Below are 21,162 nucleotides of genomic sequence, written 5' to 3' on the forward strand. Positions count from 1 at the left end.
GCGAGCACAGCCTATTGGATAGACCAACCTCGTCAGTCCATGGACCCGGTGACAACATTGAGTGGCCAATACTACCACCGTTATTTAAGGAGGTTAGGCCGTGGAGTGATGGCGAAATTATACTGGGCACGAAGTTGGGATTGCCAGGTTTTGTCACGGATACTGGGGAGCCCATGTACCCGAACCTGATGTATGACTGGTTGTGGAAGTGGCAGTACGCGCCTGGTGTCGGTGTCCTATTCATGGCCAGGGGTACTGATGGCACTAAGTGCTGCAAGGGTGAGCCTAATCCCAACCAGATAAAGATGTATGTTTACCCGGGCTTCATAAATGCCGCAGCCTACTCAGGCAGTGAAACGTACCCGCCACCACAGAAGGTGCCCGTAACCAATGGAGTCTACCCACCTGGTGTATCACCAGGTACGCAGACAGTTGGCCATGCCTTCGCCTACTACGAGTTACCGCTGGAGATTAGGTACTATAGGCATGTGAATAAGGGCTACCTCGAGTGGGCTGCAAGTGTCGGCATGATGCCCTATGCTAAGCCCGTAATAATACCGATATACTCAGAAATAATAATGAAGTTTATACTGGCTGCCTACGGATTATGGAAGGGTAAGAACGCCTACTTCTACTACATGTACGAGAAGACTGGTGACTCAACGTACCTACAGTTAGCTGAGAAGAACAATACTCCGCCAAGTGATTGGTGGGGTACTCATGTTGCCCAGATAATTAAGCAGTATTACCACCCAATACCAGTTTGGTATGAGTCGCTTGAGTGGACAGCCCCAGACGGATCCCCGCCAAATGAATACCCACTGGCCACGCTAAACAGGAAGTCGAATCCTTGGTTCTACCACACCTGGGAGCAACACCACCCATGGCTGAGGCAGATTTTGCCATACTCGGTGATCTGGATGAACCCGAAGACGGCTGCCCAATACGGGATTAAGAATGGTGATTGGGTTGAGCTAACCAGTAGGGGTGGTGAGATAGCTAGGGGGCAGGTATTCCTAACGGAGGCCATAGCGCCAGGCGTGGTTGGTTACTGGAAGTCTAGGAACGCTAGGGCTGGCATGATGGCTCTGCCACCTAATGCGCTGGAGACTGTGAGGGGCTTCATGTTCAACGACATATACGTCTACACCAGGGCCCAGAGCCAGGGTGGTGTGCCCAATAGCCAGTACACGGTGAATGGCTTAATAAGTGCGGTACAGAGCGGTAACTACCCAACGCTAAACCTCGACCCATTTACCGGTAAGACTGTCTGGGGTGACCTTAGGGTGAAGATTGTTAGGATTGCTAATGATAAGCCATACTCGGCGTGGGGTAATGCGGACCCAATAGTTAAGACACCGCCGAAGCTGATAGTTGGTAGTGAGGCTTGGAACATCAAGGTGTTCAACTACAACGCCTATAAGAGCCCTGAGGAGATGGGTATAAGCTGGTATGAGGTGAACTCATCGTGGCTACAGTTCCAAGAGGCAATAAGTCATTCCATGGGTTACTCCTTCAGTAGTGCTACGGCATCACCCTCTGATTCAAAATCAAACACGGCGGATCCCAGGAGGAATGGTAATGGACAAGGGTGACCTGAATGGTCCAGTTAGCAATACTTACAGACCTAAGTAAATGCTTTGGATGCGCCGCATGCATGATGTCATGCAAGGAGTGGCACTCCAGCGGTTGCTACGGCCCAATGACGGACCTTAAGCCATGGGGTCCAGAGCCGGGTAAGGGGCCGTGGTCTCTGTTCTTCTTAAGGGTGTTGCAGGTTGAGGTTGGGGAGTTCCCAAACACCAAGACGTTTAGTGTACCCATAAGCTGCTTCCACTGCAGGAACCCGGCTTGCACCACCGTTTGCCCAACGGGTGCTATATATAAGAGGAAGGAGGATGGTGTTGTTGTCATTAACTACGAGGTGTGTATAGGGTGTAGGTACTGCGAGAACGCATGCCCATACGGCAACATAACATTTGACCCGGTGGAGGGTGTGGCTAAGAAGTGCGTCTTAGCCATTGACAGGATTTACAATGAATCACTGCCGCTGTATGAGAGGATACCGCCATGTGTCAGGAACTGCCCAGCGGGGGCTAGGATATTTGGTGATATGGATGACCCCAACAGTATAATATACAGGACGGCGGTGAGGAAGGGCGCTGCACCAATGGGCGCTGAATATGGTACTGACCCACCGAGCCTATACGTAATGCCGGGAATCCAGACAAACGAATCAACACGTATAGTGACTAAGGAGGAGCCCGAGGAATTCGCCCTGAGGACTGGTGCCGCAGACCTACCAACACTCCTACAGAAGCTTAGTGGCGTTAAACCGTCAGGCGGTCATTGCGAGGTTGAGAGTGTTGGTAACTCTAAGGGTCAGGGTACGTGAGCAGTATGAAGCAGTTAGATCCCCAGGTTTTAAAATCAATAGCCCTTTCTAGGTCCATTATTTATGACCTCCTATCATCATGCTTCTTATACCCCTACAGGATCAGTGATTTCGAGAGGCTTGTTAAGTCTAGGATACCCAGGGCTAGGGATGCGGCTAAGTACTTATCCAACCTTTACCCAACCATGGATTTATTGATGAAGTTTCTGGATGTGGCTGAGGGGATTAACAATTACGACCTATTAACGCCAATAGAGGTTGATTTCACGAAGGTTGATTACGGCGCAATACCGTACGAGGGCTATACACACACGGGCTACCTGGACATGAATGTGGAGATCTCACTAAGGAAGCTATATGCGGATTACGACCTAGCCCTTAACAAGGAATTCAGGGATTTGAGAGGTGATCACATAGCGGTTGAGTTCGCGTTCATGAGCTTCCTGGCGTATAAGGAGTATGAGGACCCAGCAGATGCCCTGAAGTACATCGAGGAGGAGGATTACTTCATAAGCAATCACCTACTGAATTGGATACCAACCTTTGTATCAAGCGCCCTAAAACTCGTTAAGACCGATTACTTCAAACTCCTGCTGAACTTCACAAGGGATTTCATAACCAGGGATAGGGATGTAATAGGTTTCGTGCGTGATGCCTATGCCAATCCAGGAGGAGGGTAGGTTATTAATACTTGAGGACCCAACAGATGAGGAGTTAAGGGAGGCTAGTGAGCATGATGGGCCAATAATCATCGTACTGAGGAATAGGGATGAGGTGGATACAACAATACTTAATAAGCACGAAATTGACGTACACATACTCAGGAATCCAAGTGAGGATTACCTGGAATTGCTTAAGGCTCAGTTGATGGGTAGGAGGGTTAAGCCTATGGAAGTTCCAATCGAGGGTCCAATAACCAGGAGGGAACTGCTTAGGGGTAGGGTTGTTAGGACTAAGCCCAAGAATGTACCTGAATTTATTGAGAACGCATGTAAGGCTAGGTATGGGTGTCATGAGTGCCTGCAGGCATGTCCCGTGGGTGCTGTATCTATAGTCAACAATAGGGTTGAGGTAAATGCCCAATCGTGCATAGAATGTGGCCTATGCGTTAGGGCATGCCCAACCGGCGCCTTAATCATGGCTGGTGCTGATGATAATGAACACGCATTACTGTTGAATAAACTCAATAATACTAGCCAGGTAACTAGGATAACGTACACATGCACAGCTAACCAGAGAGCCCCTGGTAATGGTGAGTATGTCTACTTCGTACCCTGCATAGCAGCAGTTAGTCCCGAGTGGTTGATGATGGACCTAACGAAGGTTAATGAGGTCTCCCTGGAATGCCCCATGGAGGATTGCCCATTGGCTGGGGTTAAGGTTAGTGAGGGGTTGATAGGCGACATATCAAAGGCTTTGAAGGTTACGGTTAGGGGTAAGTACACGATAAGTGGTGGTTTGTTTAATAAATCAATAAACTACATGGGGATTAGACGTAGTGATTATGCAAAGGCCCTGAAAGCCCTAAGGCCCATTATGACAGGCATGGGTGGAGATAACCTTAAGGTGTTTAATGTTGGTATTGATACCGTTAAATGCTCATTCTGTGGTGTATGCTTTGCAAAGTGCCCTGAGAGAGCCTTTGATGTTACCAGGGTTGGTGATAAGACTGTGCTTAGGCTAGATTGGGCCAAGTGTATTGGTTGTGGGTATTGCAAGAAGTTATGCCCGGAGAAGGCTATTACGGTGTCTAGGGCATCCTCAATACCCGGTGATGATTATGTTGATGAGGTTGAGGATGAGGTTGTTAGGTGCAAGATGTGCGGTAAGCCCTTTGACACAAAGCGCCATATAATGACCACCAAGGTGAGACTTGGTATCAAGGGCGACCCTGAGTGGTTATACCTATGCCCAGACTGCAGGAGGTATTACACAGCCAAGAAGATGCTCGAGACAGGGTTAGGTATTAAGGGAGCCAGGAACCTACCTGGCGTTCAATCTTAAAAAATAAACCCTATCCCCTTCAATAAACGGAGACCTTTCCCTCACTTACCCAACTGCTTCACAGCACTCACTAATTGCCTAGCCTTCACCGAATCTATTTGCCCCTCCTCATCCTTTAGGTATGTGCCGACTATGAAACCATGTGCATCCTTGTAATCACTTACGTTGTTGGGCGTTATACCACTACCAACAAGAACCTTGGCGCTCACGGCCTTAACCACCCGCCTAACCAACAGAGGATCCGGTGGTTCACCCGTCCTAGGTCCAGTTACCACCAGGGCATCCGCCAAGTCCCTCTCCACGCAATCCTTGGCGACATCCTCAATAGTCATCCTGTGCAGTGGGCTTCCATGCTTAACGAATACGTCAGCCAGCACCGTTATTTTAGAGTTCAGCCTAGTCATGGTCTCCATAACCTCCCTGGCAACAGGTTCAAGAATACCCTCAGCACTAACCACTGCCTCGCAGTACGCATTACTCCTTATGAATGAGGCACCCACGACAATCGCTACAGCCGCAGCCTCAGGCCCTGAATTCCTGAGGAGATTTATGCCGACTGGTATTGTCACGGTCTTAACGACTTCCCTGGCTATCACGGCCATGGAGGCTATGGTCTCTGGGTCCCTAACCCTAGCCTTGAATGGGTAATCATTGAAGTTCTCTAGTATAACTCCATCAAACCCGGCCTCATCAAGTACCCTGGCGTTCCTAACCGCAAAGTCAATTATGGTGCTAATGTCCAAACCACCATACCTTATGGAGCCAGGTAGTGGCGGTAGGTGAATAACGCCGATTAGTGTTGGTCTATCCTCCCTAAACCTAAGCGTTGGCATTGAACCCATATTGCACAGCAATTAAATAATGTTACCCTTACCACTCAAGACCCTTAATACCGACAACGCCTCTATCGAAATAATGCTTCACAGGTTCCATAACCGTGACCAAGTCAGCGAATTCCAAGAACTCCCTGGGCGCATCCCTACCGGTTAGCACAACATTGACCTCCGGCGGTAATGACTTGATTGCCTCAATCACCTCACTGGCACTCAGGTAGTTAGCCGCAACGGCGTTGTTGACCTCATCGAGGATTAGCAGGAATGGCTTAACCTCCCTAGCCCTATTAACAGCCATTGTGAGGACATCTCTCGGAGTTAGGTGCTGGTCCGGATCCAGTGAGTAAACATCGACGTAATCACTAAGGAATCTCTTTATCGCTAAGTACTCGCCAACATACTCACCCCTATAGATCAGAGTCTTCATTAGGTGCCCAATCACGACCCTATACCCATGACCAACAGCCCTAAGCACAAGGCCTAGGGCTGCCGTAGTTTTACCCTTACCATTCCCCGTGTAGAGTAATACGAGACCCACGGCAACCCAGCACACAACCCTTATTAATTTAGTTTTGTGTCTCCGTATTGGTAATTATCAATCACTTGTAGTATGTCGATTGGTTAAGACTTAAAAACACGCGAATCGATGGGTTTCCCGTTATGATCAATGCCTACCTGGGTGCATTGATTGCACTTGGTATAGTCTCGATATTAACCGCATTGGGTATCACGATAACTAGGGACAATCTATACGCCGCAATCTACCTGGCAATAACCACAGGACTTGTTGGTGCAATCTATGGATTATTCGGTATAACCTACGGCTTCATACTGATATACCTAGTCTTTGTTGGCGCAACAATAACAATAACAATAGTGCTCGCCGCAACCTACAGGCGCGTTGAGTTCAGGGGTGGTGCTGGCAAGTCCTGGGTGCTGCCTATGATACTCTTCATAATAGCCATAATAATAGCCTCGATCGAAACCGCGTACAATATCACACCAATCACAAGCCAATCGCTAATGAGCTTCGTATCAACACCAAGCGATCTATTACTAATTGCCTTACTCTCATCATTGCTGATGGCAATAATGATCGGCTTAATAATGTACTACCTAGAGGTGAGCGGTCGATGGAGGTGAATGCAGCATTGATTTACGGCTTCGCATCAATCCTACTAATGATTGGTTACTACAGCGCATTAAGGGCTAATGACCTAATTAGGGTGTTAATATCGCTGGAGCTTATGTTCAACGCCATATTCCTAGCACTCATACCACTATTTGCTGTGAATTCTGTGGTCGCATTCGGCGTTTTAATTGTGACAATACTAACGTCATCCACGGAATTCATGACGTTGATAATAGCGATAATGGCGTTGGATAGGGTTAGGAAATCGGTGAGTGTTGAGGAGGTTAGGGCTGGTGGTGAAACGTATGAGGGAGCTAGGAGTAATGCCTAAAATGCGGACCTATAGGTGATGCCCAATGCCAATCCCCTATGAATACGTCCTCCTTGCCTCAACAATAATTAACGTAATAGGTACAGCACCGGCTTTATTAAATGAGGGTGCCAGGAAATATTCATGGGTAGCCCCCCTAATATCCATGCTAATACTATTAATTACACCAAACACGTATCTGCTAACCTATGTATCCTTCATAGTGGTGATTGGAATACTGGGTATCGTGACATTGATGAGGCTGAACTCACCAATCAGGGGCGCTGATTATATGCTGGTTGCCATAATGATAATAGCCACAGTACTTGCACTATACACGAGCAACCTAGCCCTAATCCTACTATCGCTAATGCTCGTGTCCGCACCAACATACCTATTAATCCTAATGGGAGACCCGAACGTTAGTATCGAGGTAGGTATTAAGTACGTTGTGAACATGATAATAGCGACGGTATTATTCTTCGTAGGCGCAGTAATAATCAGCTCAGGACCCTCACTAGTAACATACATAATAGGATTCTCACTCCTACTCCTCGGACTTTCCCTAGAGGTTGGTGCAGCCCCAATGCATGAGTGGGTTCCTGACGTATTCACCGCAGGTAATCCAATACCTATCTCGATAATAGCCTCGATAGCCAAGATAGCACCATTCATAGTTGCCGTAAAGGTAATACTGACAACAATGGGCTCAATACCACCCTATTACCTAGCCTACATAGTTGGTGCCTTCGCAACAATATCCATGTTCCTGGGCAACATTGGTGCATTAACGAGTAGAGAAAACGCGAGAACCCTGGCCTACTCATCAATAGCCAACATGGGTTACGTAATGGCTGCATTGGCAGCGGCAATAATGGGCTACGCACTACACTCAATGATTACGCTAGGCTTAGCACTCGTTGGTTTGATAACCCAGTTATTCATGAATGCAGCAGGTAAGATGGGATTCTTCAATTCAGTATATTCTAAGGGCAATAATGCAGTGAGCACGTGGTTAATATCCCTAGCCTTCATAGGCACACCACCACTCCTCGGCTTCTGGTCAAAGCTCTACATAATACTTGCCCTCGTTTATGGAAACCTCGTGTGGTTGGCAGTACTTCTGGTGATAAACTCCGTCATATCCGTGCCATACTACATAAGGCTCGCCAGGGATTTAGGTACAGGTTGGAAGAGGGGCTTAGCCGAGGGCTTGATAATAACCTTCACAATAATCGTACTCTCAACCACAATCCCACCCACGTGGCTAATACACCCAATAATGAACCTGACTAACTACCTAACCCTGAGACTATGATTTAAAATCAATCAACCATAGAAGTACTCATTATGAGCATTGTTAGGGGTGTTTACGAGGGATTAACAGCCATAACGTACTCCCTCATACTCGATGTGATAATGAAGGTGTTATTATTAATGGGCTTTACGGACATCATTTACGACCTACTTCAGTTAATAACGGCAATACTATGGATAGGCATTGGTATGTTCGGTTGGAATAATGCATGCATTAGCTCAGCCCGGTTGGAGCGCCCTGGGGCGAAAGCCCCGCGTAAGGCTGATAAGGTACGAACCTACGATACCGGGAGGTCCCGGGTTCAAATCCCACCGGGCCCACCATGAGCTTTATTTTGGTTTAGTTTTGTTTTGTTCTGACCCGTGGGTGTGGGTTTGTGGGGCCGCCCTGGCTAAGACTTCTATTGCGCGGCATCTTTTCGGGTCATTGTTGCAGTCTCCGTACATCGTTTGACTATAGAGTTCAGCAAAAGTATTTTTGTCAATAATACCGTCACGAAGCATTAAAATTAGCTTAGCCCTTAGACGCTTCAACGGATGTCGTAGGTACGGTATGATTAGCCTAAGCAGCTTGACGGCTTCTTTCCCATAAACCTCTAATACAGCTCTATCGCTTGACTCGTAGATTTTTCCCTCAATCCCCAATTTCTCTAATGCCTCTTGCAAGGCGTCAAGAAAAACCCTCTTCTCACATGCTTTGCACGACACGATGTTTATGAATGGTCTGGATTCGTCAAAATCGTAGCTGATCGAGCCATCCCCATCGATAGCCCCGGCGATCAGCCGGGGCACATCCTCCGGCCTCAATGCCCTTATACGTTTAATCAACTCCTCGCGATTCAACCACCCCCACTTATCTACTTTGCCGAGGACGATTAAGTACCTCACCTCTACGAGTCGCGTTTTTCCATTGAACCACGATATTGAAAGGCTCGGTTCTCGCAAAAGCGACAAGAAAAACACTGCACCAATTGTATTAGTAGTACCTAGCTGAATCTCTACGTAGTTATTTACGACTTCAATGTGTGAGTCACTCAATATAATGCCCATGAGGTAGATGTCGTCAAATCCTGCATGAACCCAGTCACAAGGCTCTATCCCATACCTTCTGAGCACCTCAGCATCAACACCGATGTACTTTAGCAATGTCTCACACATCTTAACTTCATCCCAACCAAACCTCTCCCTAAGTAAACCCTCAACACGCTTTATAATATCTCTCCTCTTTATCCTAATACCCCACTTAATATTACACCTAGTGAGCCACTTCTTATCCAGATCTTTTCTATTCATCTTCAATGCTCCTCTAACCCATTTCTTCGTTACGCCAAGTTCCCTAAGCGTCCTTAGCAACTTACACCTTAACTCGTTATCGCTTACCAGCCATAGCTCATGAGCAACCATCCTAACCCCATCAGCAACCTCCTTGCCGATTAGTCTACCATCGTGGCATTGGTTTCGAATCAACTCCTCAATGAGTCTCGTGACGCATTGCTTGTCGTTGTTCCCTAAGCACTTTATTGCTTCCTCGATTAGTCCTTGGCAGAGTTCTATCCTCCCCGCCTGGGTGGGTCGAGGCAGGGAGGCTTCGTTGCTTGTATCTGAGATTTCCTTGATGATCATTGGGCCTTTGCCGACTCTCGGCGGCCCGTTGATTTTGAACCCACCCTTGGCTAGGCACTCACTTTGGTGCATAGCCGAAACACCTATGTTTCTTCAGTTCATCCACGAATATCTTGGCTACTTTGCTGCATGGTTCCGCCTCCATACACTTACTGTAAACGAAGCCCCACAGTTGGCAATCAACTCCTCCATAGGTCATGAGCCAAGCGAGCGGCCATTCCACAACCCACACCCAACAGTTATTTTATCTATTAGATTTATAAGGCACTACGAAGACTCAACCATCGATCGCTTAAGACAAATAACGCTTAAGGACATTACTTACTTGCACGCGGTGCACAACCACGTAGTCGTGGGCGTGGTTAACAAACGCTACCCGGTGCTCCACAGCAACGCAACACCAATAATGCACGCAATACTAATGAAGAGCAACTACAACCACAACAAGCATTTGATCCAACAACACGTACCAAAGAAAATAATAGAGAAACTACCGAGGGTAATACTCACATAGGGCTGGTAGCCAGCCCTAAAAATGAACCACACCAACCACACTAGCCATCTCATACACATTCTACCTATACCACGACTTTGATGCCGCCGCACTACTATTCCTAATATCAATAAGCATACTACTAGGCTTGTCAGTGGCGGGTTACGTTGGTGTGCTAATGCTCAGTAATCAATTTAGGAACAACCTGGGTAGGGTAGGTTCCGTAATTTCAATAATTGCCGTCATCATGTGGCTCGCGTTAGTGCCTAGCGTCATGGAGGCTGGGACAGCAATAAACGCTATAGGCAACGCCTCAATGGTCATATCAATACTTCAATTGAGGAGGAGGTACGTACCAACACGTAGAGTATCTCACAGGTAGAATTCCTCTATTGTTTTCATTAGTTTAGTAAGCCCTGGGTAGCCAAAGATACCCTGACCTATGTTCTTGACTAGGTTGCCGATTATCAATGTTGGTGTACCAGGTGCACCAAGCTCCTTAGCCAATGCCTTCGCCTCCATAACCCTGGGAAGCTCCTCATTCAAGCAATCACCCGTAGCATTTGCCAGCGCCACCTCATTGTCCAACTTACCCGATAAATACGCCTCGTAATGCCTCCTAAGCGACTCAATGAAGGTGTTTGGGTTGCGCCTGTAGATGCACCTGAAGGCTGCGTGAAGCCTCTCAATACCCCTATGCACAGGGTAATCCACAAAGTAAAGTGACGCCTTACCATCATTAACAAGCTCCATCAAGTAGTCACCAGCCTCATCCTCAAGGATTGCGCAACCAGGGCAATGCAGATCATAAAATAGGACAATAAGTAGCCTAGGATTCACCGCCTTAAAACCAAGACCCACCCTATCGACCCTCTCCAACACACCCCTCACATCCCTAATCAACCACTCATCACTCATCAAAACACCAGAATAAAGTTGGCTTAAAAACATTAAACCGTTATTCGAAATAATCAGTCTAAATAACCACATCAATAAGAGACAACCTGGATCAAGTACTTGGACAATAAAACCTCTGGCTCCAGCACGTAAGGATTACTAAGGAACCACGAGTCGTACTTACTAGCCACGAACATAATAACCAAGTTAACAATTAATAATAAGTGGTTTAACCTTGCCTACACGTGGTTAGTCACGACGACTGCTTAAGCACTAATAAGCCCCTTGGATCCTTAACCCTAACAGCCAACGTCTCCCATAGCGTGAATGAATGGACCCCGTCCTCAGGCCCTAAGTACACTAATGCCGTATCCGCACCAATCGCTAGGTCAATAATGGATCCATGTACTGACATCAACAGCGCAGTATCATCCGTCAACTGAGGTATCATAACCACATCCTTAACTAACGACTTAACCCTCGTTAATTCCATCACACCGGTCCTCTCAACAACACTCAATAACTTAGTGTACCTACTAGGGCTCACGAACAACACATAGGGCTCAGGTATCGAGTCCATAAAGAGCATATTAACAGCCCTAGACACCTCATCAACAGCGGAGCCAGCCGCCTCCCACGACGTTATCGCAACTCTACGCACCTTTGCATTACTTAATAAATCACTGAGGATTGCACTATCCTCCTGATAGGCAAGCCTAATAGCGGCTTGGTCAATGGAGGTTGAGTAAACACGTTCACCACGCGCCCTCGAGTACTCAACCTGTCTCTGCGATATTGTGAACTTAATACTCAATTCCCTGAGAGATATTACCGTTCTCAAACTACTTACCACCTTATCAATCACGACCTCCTCAAGGGTCACCGAGTCAGCACCAGGACCTACTGGGTAGAGCTGTAAATACTTCCTAAACCTCCTAACACCATCAGCAACCTCCCTAACCTTACCCTCAATATACCTCAACTCCTCCTCAGTCAATGCCGATGACCTAACAACATCCTGCTGGGATGGATCACCATCACTAGAAACCTTAATCCCTGTCAACTCGCCAACCTCCTTAGACCCAGCCTTTAACTGCTCCACCTGCTCAGGATCAATGGACTTAAGCAGCGTCAGAAACTCACCGAAGTGGGTCTTCTCTTCCTTAGCAATATTCTCAAAAACCCTCCTAACCCTCTCATCATCAATCAACCTAGATAATTGAAGATATAGGTTGATTGCATCAAGCTCAGCCATAATCGCAAGTCTTAACGCATCAGCAACCTCACCCTGGCTTAACCTTCTATCCCTAACTATATCCACCGGATTCTTCGAAAAACCCATAGTTCAAATAATCAATGAAACCTATTAAGTATTACCCCCAGCACCTCAACCTCACCTTAATACTATCCATCCACCACAACGGTAACTAAACTTCGCCAGGAAAACTGAAGATCAACAACCAATTCACGCAAGTTAAGTCCCTGCACCCACTACACAGATACTTATTACGTTAAGAGGCACCTTGGTAGGACTAACGCATGAGAATGAGGAGAAGTAATTAACGCAATGAATATTTTTACTCATCAATAACAGGAAAACGTTAAAACTGTAACATGGTGATGGTAGTATACATGAGCCCCGTAAACGGTATGCACAAACTTCATAAATGATTTATGACGTGGTTTTCAGTTTTTGGTGCGGGGGGTGGGATTTGAACCCACGCAGGCCTTCGCCACAGGGACCTCAACCCTGCCCCTTTGTCCTGGCTCGGGCACCCCCGCAGGTCTTGTTGTGCATCGCAGGCTTTTAACTTTTTCGTCCTGGTTTTCATGTACGTCTTAACCCTATTCTTAATGGCCAGCCTTGGGGATTTAACGGGGGAGGCTTCCTCGTGGGTGTGGGTTTGTGGGGCCGCTTGGGTGAGCATATCTGCGGCGTGGTACCTCTTTGGGTCGTTGCCATCATTATCGTATTTCAGTGGCTCGTAAAAGTGCTCAAACTCTCTTATTGTCAACTCCTTGTTGTAGTACTTCAAATACACCTCCGCCCTCAACCTCTTCATTGGATGCGCCAGATATTGACGCAACCCCTCATACAACTGAACGGCTTGCAAACTTCGAAACCGCAATCTACTATCTCCTTTCGACTTCTTAATCGAGCCCGTAATGCCCAATCTCTCATAAACTACGTTCTTAAGGAACTCTAAAAACTCGATGTTGGCGGAGGTTATATCTATCTCGAATCTGTACCCATACGGCTGCTTCTCGGATGCGACTATGCCGTCCGTGTCTATTAAACCGGCGACGTATTTCAGCAGTTCAGTTGCGTTGAAGCTCTTTATTATTTCGTAACCCTTGCCATGCCACGGCCACTCACTCCTCCTTAATTTAACATAGAACTTTACGTAGATCACGTTGGGCTTCTTCCTCCACGTTGCAAATTCAACAGTTGGCGTTTTTATTGTTCTCGTTAACCTTTCAAAATACATCACACCCGTCGTACTTGTAGTATGCGCCGAAACCTCATACCAGCTTGGTGATGTTGGTCTTACATATACGTCACCATGCACTGCACCTAACATGTATGTGTCGTTTATACTGATGTGGCGTAGAATCTCTATCCACGCATGTGGGTCTATGCCATACGTGATAAGTTCATCCACGTTGATGCCGATGTACCTCCACATGATGTTGCTCATCATGATTTCGTTCCAACCGAGTCGTCTCCTCAGTATTTCCTCGATTTCCTCCACGAGCCTACTCCTACCCGCCCCACGGTCGTGGGTCTGCGGGTTCATGGCGTCATCGCCTCTCCTCCCACCCCTTCCCGGACCCTAGCGGGACTGGGCTGTGCCCATCCCGCTCTGGTTTTAATCCACCCTGGCCCCAACCGCGGAGTCCGGCGCGGTGAAGCACAGGGCTTCGTGGAGCCCTTATTCGTAGACGCAGACCTCATGCAACTCACCCGGGCGAGAGTTAGAGTCGGGTGGGCTTGGGAGGATGGGGAAGGACACGGGCATGGGCGGCTTGGTTTTGAAGGGATTGGGCTTTGGTTTGGCTGGGTGGTTTAGGTTGTTTGGAGGCATTTGTGCTCCTCGAGACTGTAGTCGATAGTGGATAGTAGTGACGCTGCCTCTCGGCACAGCTCTGCTTCCGTGCATTTTCGATGCACGTACCTCCATAGTTTGCAGTCTGCTCCATTATATGTCAACAGCCAGGCTAGTGGGTGGTCTCCCCAACCCACACCCACGGTGGGTGGGTCGCAACCACCCATTGGATCATCCCAGAGCACCCGCCCCGGCTATACCGGGGTGGTTTGCTCGGGGACTCATCACTTTCCACTTTATTTTACCCAACAGCCTTAATAAGTCTCCAACGCGGCTTCACCGAAGCCTCTTTCCGTAGCGCCTTCCACCTCCTGAATAGTTCGTTGTTTATCGCCCCATTAATTGAGGCTGCCCAACTCGGCATGTCTATCAAGACCTCCTCATTCACGCATTTCGTGAATTTCCTCCCATAGATCAACTTCGCCAACTTGCAGTCGCTGACTCTAATCATTGTCTTGTTTCTCCAAGCCCTGTAGGCATTGGCTATGAACGACCTTATCGTGTCCGTGACCCTAATGCATATTGGGTAGAGCACCGCACCCAGTGCATTGCCTCCCTCCTTCGCGTAGTGTATTAGGGCTATGTAGCCCAATTGCCACTCACCGCCTCCGGCGTAGTAGTTGCTTAAGAGCCATGAGTAAATGGCTAGTTTAACGGCTGCCATTTTGATGAACGGCGAGTAATCACCGAAGGTTGGTGCTATCTTTAACTCAACAAGGCATGCCGATTTACCCCTCAAGTCGTGGATCAATAGGTCAGGCGAGCCGCATATCACGGCTTTAGCCTCATCAATGTAGGCGCAGAACTCCGCGAGTGATGGAATAAACCTACCCGATCTCACGCCCAACGCTACTTCCTTGAATAGCACGTGGGCTGTCCTCGATAGTATGGACTCGATCGTCGTGGGCCACCTGTAGCCCTTAACATGGACTACGCCCATGATTTTAGTCACGGTATTACTAACCCTCCTGTTGATGCCATCCCTAAGCACGCGACTAGGAACATCACCACTGCCCAAGTAATCAATCACCTCATTAACAACTCTGGACAGGAAGCCAACACCACTCGCAATGCAAGGTGAGTTCTCAACCACCACAAAAGCAATCCCACCAAAATATAAAACCTCACCTCATAAAGTTAGGCAAAGCCCTCACCAACCAAGGACTAAACGTGGTAGAAGAAGAGCCTGGCTATGGCACGCCTAAACTCCTCACTCTTCAAGTCACAACACGCCCCGTAAGCCTCAAGGAACAACCTCCCGAGCAACTTACCGTAATAAGGAGCCCCATAGAGTGCGTGTGCCTTGGCTAGCTTCTCATCGCCATTGATCAGTGCGTAGAGCATAAAGGCTAGTGAAGCCCTTGAGTTTACGGGGGTGATTAGTCGGACTAGGGACTTGCCGTCGAGCCCATACACCAACTCCATAAACTTATTGAGTACTGTGTCGATGTCGACGCCGAGTTCCCTAAATGAGTTCAACCTTACGATCAATACTTCCCGGAAAGCGTTGATTAACAATTCTCTTAGCCATTCAATAACAGCACTGTTTTCCTTAACTGCCAAGACGAAACCTACGCAAACTTCATCGTTAAACTCCTCACATAACTTAATTCCATCCTCAGGCTTAGCAATACCAAGGACAACCATCAACGCGGGCAGGTACTTACGAAGCATATCAGTTTCGAAGGCATTAATCAACTCCCCAGGGTTGACACTAAGCTTACCCTTAAGCTCACTGTTTAATTCACCCCTTGGTCTGAGTAGGGCGTTGAGTGTTAGCCTGGTCAGGACCGAGGCTTGCTTATTGGCGTTCAGTACCCACAAATGCTCCTCAAGTAGCTCGTTGATCGTTTCGTAGTTACCCGTTAGGGCTAGGGACACGAGGTATTCACCAAGTGTACTCGATGCAGCACTGAGATAATGGGCCGTGGGCTTGAAATGCTCCTTAAAGGTCTCCTCGTACAATTGCTGAAACTTTTTAACCAAGTTAACCAACTCATAGTCAACCAACGAGCCATTAATCGCCTCAACACGCAATACCCAACCACGTGCAACTAGGTCGTTTTCATAGTCACCGATCTCCCTACTCTCCTCAGCTACCTCATTGAATAGTCTCTCCGCCTTATCAAGCTCGTCATTATCAAGCCTATAACGTGCCAATGCGTGCTTGAGAAGCGATGCTGCCTCAAGGATTTCTTCCTTAACTGCCTCCTCATTAGCCTTTACGGACTTGGATTCGACGTAACCCATGAATTCCTTATCGCTCATTAACTCCGGAACCTTTCCTCTCAATTTATTTAGTTCCTCGGCGACCTCACTAGCCTTATTAACCACGTTGATGCCTAGTTTCTCCTCCATAAGCACCCTCACACCTCCATGTATTAACGCTGGGGCTAACGCATGGGCCCATGCTACGACGCCCAGGCTGGACTTGAACTTGCCCAACTCGTTGAGCAAATCAACAACCCTACCAACCATATTCTCAATCTCCCCATAACTGAAATACGCAAGATACCCCCTAAGCGGGACGGCGTAGGCAATTATTGCATTTACGAGGGACCAGGCGTGTCCCTTAACCACATCACCGTAACTGCCTAAAATCCCATTCAACTCCTTAAATATGTACCTAACCGTGCCAAGGTCGAGGTTCTCCATAACCGATGCAGTGGCTAGTAGTTCGAGGTATCTATGTGGCGCCTTACCACGCAACGGCTTTAAGGCACTTAGTATTGGCATAATGAAGATTGGTGATACAACGTGTTGTATGGCGAATGACGCTATATGCAATGCCGCATCAGCACCGCTGGATCTAACGGGCTTGCCTGACTCAACAGCCCTGGCGATTATTGAGGCTAGCCCAAGACCATAAAAACCCTCAGTCTCATGAATACTGCCCCTATCCCTGGCGATACCAAGAACCCTCCTCACCTCGGCAACGGCCTCATCGTACTTATCAATGAATGCCTTGGCCAAGGCACGTGCGTAATTCCTGATTAGACGCCGTATTAATGGTGGGATTTCGTCACCAACGAGTAGGTAATCATCAACACCGCACCTGTTTAAGGCATTACCAAGGAACTCAACATCATCCTTCCTTAAGCTCTCAGGTAAGACCTCGGGCCCAGGCGCCAAAACACGCCCAGCCGAGGCATACCCAATGATTAATGCGGCTCTTTTCCAGCACTTATTGCTAAAGCTTCCTAGAGTGGTTGTGAATTCCTTGCCGTACTTACTGGCGAAGTACTTAACGACACTGTCTACATCTCTTACCTTCTCCGAGATCTCCTTCAACAACTTAACAGATCCAGGCACCCAGGGTTTTAACGCATCACCGAGGTCCTTGCACTCCTCATTCTCACTCGCAATGCAGTCGAGTAGTTCCTCAATCGCCTCCTCGATCAAGTCATGCTGCCTACGTGCCAACCAACTCCTCAACTCCTCACCCTCCGCACTATAGAGCAAACTCGCGCTCCTCACCTCGCTAATCAACTCGACAATGCCTGGCGTCAGTATTGGGACACCGGGACTTACATCATTAACGAATGGTTTCCTTAATGCGAAGATTTCGACTAAGGCTTTGGCTGTGTCGGGGTTTTTATAGACTTTGAATAGTTTGTTTATATACTGTATTATGAATGCCTTAGCCCTACTCTTGGCGTTGTTGATTAACTCCTCTATCTTGCCCACGTCGCAGTTGTTCCTCGCCAGCTCCTCGCCAACTAGCCTGGCTATAAGTGCGCGGTCCGAGTCGAACTTGGTCAACTCGTCTGCTGATTTGCTGAGCACATCATTGCTTAACGCACACCCGTTAGGGTTGCTCCTGGTCCTCGTGTACTCCCTAATCAACTCGGCTAGGAACTCCCTATCACTCAATGCCTGCGAAACATCAAGCCTATACACCTCCACCGCATTCCTCACTTCCTCACTCAATGCGTTGTAGAAGTCGCTCGGTAGTACGATGAGCATGAATGGTCTCGAAGCTTTGGGGCTTATTGAGTCTACAAAATCCATCAAGTTCTTTATTGTCCTCTCGATGTTTGATTGTACGGGCGCCTCCACGTCAATGTCCACTCTCTCATAGGACTCTGTGGACGCTGGGTCGTAGAGTATGAGCAACCTGCCGAAGTAGTTTATGAATTCCCTACTGTAGTTCCTAAGGAATCTCTCGAATCCCCAGGAATTCTCCTCATTGAGTACATCAACACGTGCAACCCTACCAACATCGCCATTCACGAGTAACTCCCAAATCACGGCTGCTGCCAACGTGGACTTACCAATACCCTTAGGCCCAACAACCACAACAACACCATTACCCATAAGCTTACTCTCAACATCACTGATCAATTCATTGAACTTGCCAGCCCTAACTATGTTATAGTACCTATCCTCAGCCCTAATCCTTAACTCACCGCCTTTCACCTTGATGTTTGGGTAAATCCTACCTTTCGCGAACTCATTGACATCAGCCGTGACTATGCCCGCAGGCACCTCCTGCCTGAACAACTCAAACTTCTCCTCAAGCTCCTCAATTTTCTCCTCAATCTCGTTAACCCTCCTCTCCAGCTCTTCTATGCTTAAGTCTGCTATGTCCATTAGTGCCTCCTTGGCTTCCTCGTAACTCATCCCCATTGCGTAGGCAACCCTATAGACCAACAACTCACCCAACTCACTAAACTCGCCATCCCGCCTCCTCAACCCCTCAAGGCTTCTCCTCAACTCAATGATCTCCTTGAGGTAGTTCTCCTCCTCCTTCTTGAATGCCATGTACGTGAGCACCGAGATTATGGCTAGGGAAGCTGCACCCATCAGTGGGGTTGCGGCTAAGCCGCCAATCACGTACTTCGCGTAGTTGTTCACGAAGTTGTTCAGGAACACCACAGACAATGACTCCCGCTCAAGCAGATTCTCTCTCACACCGAGAACCCTACTCAAGGTCTCAACGGCTTTGAAGTAGGACTCAACCCAGTCCTCTAACACCTCCCTAGCTCCACCCTCACCCTTCTCTCTGATTAATTCGATGACCTCCTCGACAAGACCCGGCGGTATGTACTCAGCCCTAAACCACCTAATCCTCCTATCCCCAAATGCCTCCTTGATCAGCTTCAATGCTTTACCAACATTCGCACCGAAGGCACATGCACTGGGCTCCTCCATGCACTTCCTTACCTCATTGCTGTCCCACGGTATGTAGTAAGCCCTGTGTGGTGAGTCCCCAATCATCCCCCTAGCCCCCTCAACAACAGGCTTGGGAGCTCTATCACCAAGGATCCTCCTCAACTCCTCATCCTCAACCCTCACCTTCTCCCTCAACCTCCCAATCAGGGGTATCAACCCCTCAAGAATCCTCATAACCTTCTCACGAAGCCCCAACTCGCCCTTGGCTTCTTTGCCCTCGGTCTTGGTGGTTGTGGTTATGCCTAGCGTATGCTCATCAACGGTGACGCCAGCACCCAGCCTACCCTCCTTGCCCTCCAGGTAATTCTCTCTGAAAAACGTCTTACCACTCCTCGGCGGCCCAATGAGGACGAACCTACCACAACCAACACACCTGCGAAGAACCTCACTAACCTCACCAACCTCAACCTCATTGAAGCCACTAAACAAATCAACACCAGAGTCACTCTCCATTAAGCGTGACATGGTTCAATGATATTTAAGGCTTTGCCTATGGCTGATTATGGATAATGCCGTGACGGCGGACGCCCTTGGTGCTGCATGAACCCCACCAACCCAAACCAACCAGAATAATAAACCATGCGTTGAGGGCATCGTATTCATCCCCGTGGAGATTAAGGCTTTAACGATTGATGAGGCGGTCAAGGCCGGTCTACCTATTGCCAGGGAGGTTTTGGGCGTTATCGATAGGTACTGCCTGTATGATGTTAGTGGTGAGGTGGTTATTGAGTATTGGAGGGGTAAGGAATTATCGGTAAAGCTCATTTACGCCAACGACCCAGCGAAGGCATTGATGCACTACTACAACGCCGAGAGGTCTGGCTTGGTTAGGTGCTCCTCGGTCTCCTAATTTTGGTCCGCAATGCCGCCGTTGTTAACGCTTAAAGTTGGGCCTTGAGCAGGTTATGTGATGAGTGGTGTGTTGAGGGCATAACACGCATCACCGTGCTCACCATCATATTTGCACTAGCCACATGCGTAGCCCTAAACATTCAAACATGCATTGGCGATTCGCCAATCTTCAACAAAACCCTAGGCTTGGAATCGCCGTTAATCATTGGTGGCTATGGCCTCTACATAAACCTAGTTGCAATAATTACTAATGCGGTGCTGGTCGCAATAGCTTATTCACTACTTGCCAGGGACAAACCGAGGACTGGCTTGGTCAGGTACTCGCTGGGCATAGTAGCTGTTTACGCCATATTGTCGGTAATCTTGTTCCTAGTAATTACCACTGAGCCAGCCCAAGCCCGCACCTCAATACCCACCAACCTCGACAGCATGGCTATATTTATGGCTTCGATAGTCATCGGCTCAACAACGCCATTGGTCTACGCCCATGAGAAGAGATGGAAGATAGGCAGTGATTGGATGCCGCTCCTATTCACGCTATACGCCTCATTAATTGCCGGGAGCCTAATTATCGATGTAGCCACAGCGCTAGCCATCTCGTCAATACCCCGGCTAATACCGAGTGCATGCATTGGCTCAGTAATTATTGGAGCCTACGGATCAATAGACGGGCTAGTCACCGCACCACCATTGGGGTTACTGGCCGGATACATTGTAATAAGTGCAATCATGAATAGCAATAAAGACAAGGCACAAGACCTAAGGACCCAAGGTCCTAACCCCACGGGCTCCTAGCCTACCTGGCTCCTCCTTGATTACCACTTGGTGGTTACATGTGTTCAATCACCGTGATGACCAGCATTATATATGTCACTAGGTCTATCGTGACTGCCAGGGTTAGGGGTACGAAGAATAACACAGCAATGGCAGTCGGTGCTGCCATGGAGAGTATGATTATGAAAATGGCGAATACGAACTGCTCTAACATGAAGAATCTAACATTGTCAATAAAGCTAGAGGGTGC

General features: G+C 48.1%; 23 protein-coding genes, 1 tRNA gene and 1 pseudogene. 12 read left to right on the forward strand and 13 right to left on the reverse strand.

From position 1 onward, the window contains the following. The 4 genes from B7L70_RS07220 to B7L70_RS07235 form a co-directional block, all read left to right on the forward strand. The coding region (locus tag B7L70_RS07220; RefSeq protein ID WP_304440742.1) for a molybdopterin dinucleotide binding domain-containing protein at positions 1-1,595 on the forward strand (1,595 nt) is incomplete at its 5' end. A gap of 5 nt (positions 1,596-1,600) precedes the next feature. After that, entirely contained in the window at positions 1,601-2,395 is a 795-nt protein-coding gene (locus tag B7L70_RS07225; protein ID WP_081227202.1) for a 4Fe-4S dicluster domain-containing protein, read from the forward strand. A gap of 5 nt (positions 2,396-2,400) precedes the next feature. After that, a complete protein-coding gene (locus B7L70_RS07230) occupies positions 2,401-3,075 on the forward strand; it encodes a molecular chaperone (protein WP_081227203.1) in 675 nt (224 codons plus the stop codon). After that, a complete protein-coding gene (locus tag B7L70_RS07235; protein ID WP_081227216.1) occupies positions 3,053-4,399 on the forward strand; it encodes a 4Fe-4S binding protein in 1,347 nt (448 codons plus the stop codon). Before B7L70_RS07230 ends, B7L70_RS07235 begins: the two co-directional genes overlap by 23 nt. 41 nt (positions 4,400-4,440) lie before the next feature. Here B7L70_RS07235 and B7L70_RS07240 read toward each other — a convergent pair whose 3' ends face one another. Further along, a complete protein-coding gene (locus tag B7L70_RS07240; protein ID WP_081227204.1) occupies positions 4,441-5,232 on the reverse strand; it encodes a BtpA/SgcQ family protein in 792 nt (263 codons plus the stop codon). 37 nt (positions 5,233-5,269) lie between these two features. Further along, positions 5,270-5,770, reverse strand: a complete 501-nt coding sequence (locus B7L70_RS07245) for a cob(I)yrinic acid a,c-diamide adenosyltransferase (protein ID WP_081227205.1) — start codon at positions 5,768-5,770, stop codon at positions 5,270-5,272. 122 nt (positions 5,771-5,892) lie between these two features. Here B7L70_RS07245 and B7L70_RS07250 point away from each other — a divergent pair, with 122 nt between their 5' ends. Genes B7L70_RS07250 through B7L70_RS13935 form a run of 4 tightly spaced genes read left to right on the forward strand, consistent with a single transcriptional unit; the run spans position 5,893 to position 8,318 of the window. After that, a complete protein-coding gene (locus B7L70_RS07250) occupies positions 5,893-6,375 on the forward strand; it encodes a hypothetical protein (protein ID WP_081227206.1) in 483 nt (160 codons plus the stop codon). Further along, entirely contained in the window at positions 6,366-6,695 is a 330-nt protein-coding gene (locus B7L70_RS07255; RefSeq protein WP_081227207.1) for an NADH-quinone oxidoreductase subunit K, read from the forward strand. The genes B7L70_RS07250 and B7L70_RS07255 overlap by 10 nt, the downstream gene beginning before the upstream one ends. A gap of 25 nt (positions 6,696-6,720) precedes the next feature. Continuing rightward, a complete protein-coding gene (locus B7L70_RS07260) occupies positions 6,721-7,992 on the forward strand; it encodes a proton-conducting transporter membrane subunit (protein ID WP_081227208.1) in 1,272 nt (423 codons plus the stop codon). A gap of 32 nt (positions 7,993-8,024) precedes the next feature. Further along, on the forward strand, positions 8,025-8,318 hold the full coding sequence (locus B7L70_RS13935) for a hypothetical protein (RefSeq protein ID WP_238376154.1): 294 nt from the start codon (positions 8,025-8,027) through the stop codon (positions 8,316-8,318). Between the two features lie 3 nt (positions 8,319-8,321). Here B7L70_RS13935 and B7L70_RS07270 read toward each other — a convergent pair whose 3' ends face one another. Continuing rightward, positions 8,322-9,686 carry an LAGLIDADG family homing endonuclease gene (locus tag B7L70_RS07270; protein WP_143701582.1) on the reverse strand — a complete coding sequence of 455 codons (1,365 nt, stop codon included), beginning with the start codon at positions 9,684-9,686 and terminating at the stop codon, positions 8,322-8,324. Beyond that, positions 9,673-9,837, reverse strand: coding sequence for a hypothetical protein (locus B7L70_RS13410; protein WP_162009126.1), 165 nt, complete (start codon positions 9,835-9,837; stop codon positions 9,673-9,675). Before B7L70_RS13410 ends, B7L70_RS07270 begins: the two co-directional genes overlap by 14 nt. Before the next feature lie 129 nt (positions 9,838-9,966). Here B7L70_RS13410 and B7L70_RS13415 point away from each other — a divergent pair, with 129 nt between their 5' ends. Together B7L70_RS13415 and B7L70_RS07280 are read left to right on the forward strand one after the other, a co-directional pair. Then, positions 9,967-10,128 (forward strand): hypothetical protein, encoded by a 162-nt coding sequence (locus B7L70_RS13415; protein ID WP_162009127.1) that lies wholly within the window; start codon positions 9,967-9,969, stop codon positions 10,126-10,128. Between the two features lie 133 nt (positions 10,129-10,261). Next, positions 10,262-10,489, forward strand: a complete 228-nt coding sequence (locus B7L70_RS07280; RefSeq protein ID WP_081227211.1) for a hypothetical protein — start codon at positions 10,262-10,264, stop codon at positions 10,487-10,489. On the opposite strand, the gene B7L70_RS07285 is transcribed toward B7L70_RS07280, so the two are convergent. The 8 genes and pseudogenes from B7L70_RS07285 to B7L70_RS14150 all read right to left on the reverse strand — a co-directional run bounded on the left by B7L70_RS07285 (position 10,480) and on the right by B7L70_RS14150 (position 19,880). Beyond that, positions 10,480-11,025, reverse strand: coding sequence for a thioredoxin domain-containing protein (locus B7L70_RS07285; RefSeq protein WP_101940254.1), 546 nt, complete (start codon positions 11,023-11,025; stop codon positions 10,480-10,482). The two genes, B7L70_RS07280 and B7L70_RS07285, sit on opposite strands and share 10 nt — an antisense overlap. Positions 11,026-11,257: 232 nt before the next feature. Further along, on the reverse strand, positions 11,258-12,346 hold the full coding sequence (locus B7L70_RS07290) for a family 1 encapsulin nanocompartment shell protein (protein WP_081227212.1): 1,089 nt from the start codon (positions 12,344-12,346) through the stop codon (positions 11,258-11,260). Positions 12,347-12,698: 352 nt separating this feature from the next. Further along, positions 12,699-12,786, reverse strand: a tRNA-Leu gene (locus B7L70_RS07295). A gap of 359 nt (positions 12,787-13,145) precedes the next feature. After that, positions 13,146-13,802, reverse strand: a pseudogene (locus tag B7L70_RS14290) (LAGLIDADG family homing endonuclease); the annotation flags it as partial. 269 nt (positions 13,803-14,071) lie between these two features. Next, positions 14,072-14,278, reverse strand: coding sequence for a hypothetical protein (locus B7L70_RS13030; RefSeq protein ID WP_143701583.1), 207 nt, complete (start codon positions 14,276-14,278; stop codon positions 14,072-14,074). A 74-nt stretch (positions 14,279-14,352) separates the two neighbouring features. Further along, the gene (locus tag B7L70_RS07305) at positions 14,353-15,204 is read right to left on the reverse strand and encodes a hypothetical protein (RefSeq protein WP_081227213.1); all 852 of its coding nucleotides are present in this window, start codon (positions 15,202-15,204) and stop codon (positions 14,353-14,355) included. Positions 15,205-15,275: 71 nt separating this feature from the next. Further along, entirely contained in the window at positions 15,276-19,739 is a 4,464-nt protein-coding gene (locus B7L70_RS13755) for a hypothetical protein (protein WP_202908706.1), read from the reverse strand. Between the two features lie 15 nt (positions 19,740-19,754). Then, positions 19,755-19,880 carry a hypothetical protein gene (locus tag B7L70_RS14150; RefSeq protein ID WP_255408852.1) on the reverse strand — a complete coding sequence of 42 codons (126 nt, stop codon included), beginning with the start codon at positions 19,878-19,880 and terminating at the stop codon, positions 19,755-19,757. Positions 19,881-19,893: 13 nt separating this feature from the next. Here B7L70_RS14150 and B7L70_RS07315 point away from each other — a divergent pair, with 13 nt between their 5' ends. Both B7L70_RS07315 and B7L70_RS07320 read left to right on the forward strand, forming a co-directional pair. Beyond that, a complete protein-coding gene (locus B7L70_RS07315) occupies positions 19,894-20,136 on the forward strand; it encodes a hypothetical protein (protein WP_081227214.1) in 243 nt (80 codons plus the stop codon). Between the two features lie 44 nt (positions 20,137-20,180). Beyond that, complete coding sequence (locus B7L70_RS07320) at positions 20,181-20,933, forward strand: hypothetical protein (RefSeq protein ID WP_081227215.1); 753 nt, start codon at positions 20,181-20,183, stop codon at positions 20,931-20,933. Between the two features lie 34 nt (positions 20,934-20,967). On the opposite strand, the gene B7L70_RS13420 is transcribed toward B7L70_RS07320, so the two are convergent. Further along, the coding region (locus B7L70_RS13420; RefSeq protein ID WP_162009128.1) for a hypothetical protein at positions 20,968-21,162 on the reverse strand (195 nt) is incomplete at its 5' end.

This window comes from Vulcanisaeta sp. EB80, from assembly GCF_002078205.2.